Raw genomic sequence first — 3,668 nt, 5'->3', positions numbered from 1 at the left:
TAAAAATTTTGTTAGAATTTCATCCAGATTTATGAGTTGAAATCGATTTTTCATGGACAAAGTTCTTAAAACCTGTCTATCTCCAGCGTTGGATGATAATTATCTGTCAAAAAATAATGCTTCTACACAAGTTCTCTATTTAAATAAGAGAATTTTATCTGAATTTTTTTCAAAATGAGAATTGCTGGAAAAAGATAGGAAAGCTTCAAAAGATCGGTAAAGTTGTCAATTGGTATCAACAGCAACAAGCTTGCGCTATCAAAATATCAGATGAGCCACAGGAACCCAATAAAAGACTAGAAGTTGGTAAAAAAGTTTTTTTAGTCAGTGAAAATAAAAAAATATGTCAAAATGCTATTATTGAAAGTATTCAAATTAATAAAAATGGCAAAAATACCCCTCGCCGAAGAATTCCAATAAGAGAGATAAAAGATTCTGAAATAGGCTTAAAATTTGACAAAGAAGGTCAAAAAGGATTAGAAGTTTATTTAGTTATTTCGGAATGATTGAAATGAATATAGCGTTTCTGGTAAATGTGAATTATAACTAGATTTGGCATCATTTCCCTACTCCCTAACCCTTCACGGATTACTGTTTAATGAAAAATCTCTTGTCTCTTAATCAAATTCTGCTTTTAGATCCCGACGCATTAATTCATAAACGGCAACTTGGGGAGAAATTTCCCCGCGCAAAAGACGATCAACTTGACAGGTAATCGGTACATATAAATTTTTTTCTTGGGCAATTCTCATCAAAACTTCTGTGGTATTTATTCCTTCGGCAGTTCCCTCTAATTTCGCCAAAACTTCTGGCAAAGATAAACCTAAAGCTAATTGATAACCCACTTGATAATTGCGAGATAAAGGACTATTACAGGTAGCTAATAAATCCCCTAAACCCGATAAACCGAAGAAAGTTTCTTGACAACCTCCTAGACAAGTTCCCACCCGAATTATTTCCGGTAAAGCGCGAGTTAATAGAGCAGATTTGGCATTAGTACCTAACTGTAAACCATCACAAACACCAGAAGCGATCGCCATGACATTTTTAAGAGTGCCACCTAACTCAGTCCCCAAGGGATCGCTATTCAGATAAACCCGAAAAGATTCGCCAGATAATAATTTTTGTAACAATATTGCTGCTTTCTGCTGATAACTTGCTACCACCGTCGCAGCGGGTAAACCTTGATTAATTTCTTTAGCTAAATTGGGACCGGAAAGAACCACAAGGGGATTAGCGGGAAAAGCTTGATTCCAGAGATGAAAAGGAGTACGAGTGGTGATTGGCTCTAATCCTTTAGTGGCGGTGACGATAATTATGCGAGAATTTAATTGTAATTGCTGTAATTGTTCGATCGTGGGAACAACTCCTTTAATCGAAACTGCTGAAATAATTACATCAGTATCTGCTATAATAGCCCCTAAATCTTCCCCAGTATGACGAGACCAAACCCTAACAGTTAAGTGATTACGTCTAGCCAAATTAGCGAGAGTTTGTCCCCAAATTCCCCCACCTATAACCGTAATTTTCTTGGCATTTTCTAACAACTTTTATTCTCCTCCTTATTAGTGATCCCTGATCAGTGACTGGTTAGAAAAGATTCGATTTTAAGGTTATGAGTCTTAAATGAAATTATTGACCGATTACTGATAAGTAGGTAGGTGTTAAAAGTTGTCTGATCCCCCCTTATCAAGGGGGGCAGGGGGGATCAGAGGCAAAATCTATCTTCAATTTAATTATAACTACTTACTTAACTGTTCACTGACAACTGAAAAAAATGACAACCTATCGCAATCCTGCCCCTACTGTTGATATTATCATCGAACTGATCGACTCGCCCCACCGTCCGATCGTACTAATTGAGAGAAAAAATCCGCCCTTTGGTTGGGCAATTCCGGGGGGATTCGTGGACTACGGTGAATCAGTGGAAACGGCGGCAATTCGGGAAGCTTACGAGGAAATCAGCTTGCAGGTGCAGTTAATCGAGCAATTTCACGTCTATTCCGATCCTAACCGCGATCCACGTCAACACACCATTAGTATCGTTTTTATCGCCACGGCAAAAGGAAAACCGATCGCTGCCGATGATGCCAAAAAAGTCGGGATTTTTTATCTCTGGGAATTCCCCCAAGCTTTATGCTTTGATCACGATCGCATCCTCAATGATTATCGTCGTTATCGGGATTATAAAATCCGTCCCACATATTAGACCTCTTGTAAAAATCAAAAATTGTTGTTAGGGTTAGGAGTCAGTAGCCAGTAGTCAGGAGTCAGGAGAATTAAGAATAAATAATAATCAATTAAATGGTCTATTTACAGATTTAAGGAAACGTTAAAAAATTAAGCTAAGGCGCATTTTAACCGCCTATCCTGAGATTAGCTGAATCTCCCCCAATCCCTTTACTAATGCGCGGGCAGCTTATACACTTCTGAGGGCGACAATCGGCTCCAATTTAGAGGCACGATAGGCGGGAAAAACGCCAAAAAAGAGACCAATACCCGTGGAAACGCTCAAAGACAGGATGACGGCGGTGGCGGAAACAGTGGCAGCCAGGGGAGAGAAACTGGAGACAAGAACGATCGCTCCCGCACCGACGAGAATACCAAGCGCACCGCCAGCGATGGAAACGAGAGTTGATTCAATCAGGAATTGTAAGAGAATATCCTGTTCTCTGGCTCCGATCGCTTTTCTTAGTCCGATTTCCCCAGTTCTTTCCGAAACCGAAACGAGCATAATATTCATCACCCCGATACCACCGACAATTAGGGAAATACCGGCGATTAGAGCCAAAAGTAGGGTTAGACCCTGGGTAATCGTGCCGAAGATTTCGATCATCTGTTTAGCAGTTTCGACGCGAAAATCATCCTCAGCGACGATTTTATGGCGTAAACGCAGGAGATTCTGGATTTGGAACTTAGCAGCCCGGATTTCCTCCCCCGATCGCGCGGTGAGACTAATCCAACTCAACTCGACACCGTAGGGTCCGGTTTTGCCCACCAGTTGCGAGTTCATGGTGCTAAGGGGAATAATCAGCATTTCATCCTGATTATTGCCAAAAAAGGAGCCTTTCGCCTCTAAAATCCCGATCACCTCAAAACTGAGATTTTTGATCCGCAGCTGTTGACCGAGGGGATTTTGGGTGGGAAAAAGTTGCGCTGCCACTTCCGTGCCGATCACCGTTACCCGTTTGTTGCGGGCTAGATCGATATTATTGATAAAACGACCTTTTTCTAGGGTAAAATTGCGGACAGAAGCGTATTCTGGGGTGCTTCCCGTCACTAGAGCCGTCATGTTGCGATTACGATAGGAAATCAAGAAACGAGCGTTTATTTCTGGGGCGACTTCGGCGACGGTGGGAACCTGTTCGGCGATCGCCTGAGCATCGGCTAAAACCAGGGTTTTCGGTAAATCAACGGTGGTATTGCGTGCTTGTCGCGACCCCGGCACCACAAAAATGGTATTGGGTCCCAAGTTAGCAAACTGGTCATTGGCTAAGGTTTGCGCCCCTTGGCCAATACCGATCATGGCCACCACCGAAGCGTTACCGATGATAATTCCTAACATGGTCAGGCCGCTACGCACTTTATTGGCCCCTAGGGTGGCGACGGCCATTTTTAAACTTTCGATGATAAACATATCAGTTATCAGTGGGGTGTGGGGTGTGGGG

General features: G+C 42.3%; 3 protein-coding genes. 1 reads left to right on the top strand and 2 read right to left on the bottom strand.

The window, feature by feature from the left end; all coding sequences use genetic code 11:
* Positions 1-617: 617 nt before the first annotated feature.
* Positions 618-1,547: an NAD(P)H-dependent glycerol-3-phosphate dehydrogenase gene (locus IQ224_RS22550; RefSeq protein WP_084989898.1), complete on the bottom strand. Its 930-nt coding sequence runs from the start codon at positions 1,545-1,547 to the stop codon at positions 618-620.
* 230 nt (positions 1,548-1,777) lie between these two features.
* Between IQ224_RS22550 and IQ224_RS22545 the strand changes: the two genes are divergently transcribed.
* Positions 1,778-2,209 carry an NUDIX hydrolase gene (locus IQ224_RS22545; protein WP_084989897.1) on the top strand — a complete coding sequence of 144 codons (432 nt, stop codon included), beginning with the start codon at positions 1,778-1,780 and terminating at the stop codon, positions 2,207-2,209.
* Positions 2,210-2,419: 210 nt separating this feature from the next.
* Here IQ224_RS22545 and IQ224_RS22540 read toward each other — a convergent pair whose 3' ends face one another.
* The gene (locus tag IQ224_RS22540) at positions 2,420-3,637 is read right to left on the bottom strand and encodes an ABC transporter permease (RefSeq protein ID WP_194033514.1); all 1,218 of its coding nucleotides are present in this window, start codon (positions 3,635-3,637) and stop codon (positions 2,420-2,422) included.
* Between the last annotated feature and the right edge of the window lie 31 nt (positions 3,638-3,668).

It is taken from the genome of Microcystis sp. LEGE 00066, assembly GCF_015207925.1.
GTDB lineage: Bacteria > Cyanobacteriota > Cyanobacteriia > Cyanobacteriales > Microcystaceae > Microcystis > Microcystis ichthyoblabe_A.
The sequence above is the reverse complement of the archived record's forward strand: the minus strand, read 5'-3'. Positions and strand labels throughout refer to the sequence as shown.

Coding starts and splice junctions, on each gene's coding strand:
- IQ224_RS22545 (WP_084989897.1), top strand. CDS start 1,778: ATGACAACCTATCGCAATCCTGCCCCTACTGTTGATATTATCATCGAA.
- IQ224_RS22540 (WP_194033514.1), bottom strand. CDS start 3,637: ATGTTTATCATCGAAAGTTTAAAAATGGCCGTCGCCACCCTAGGGGCC.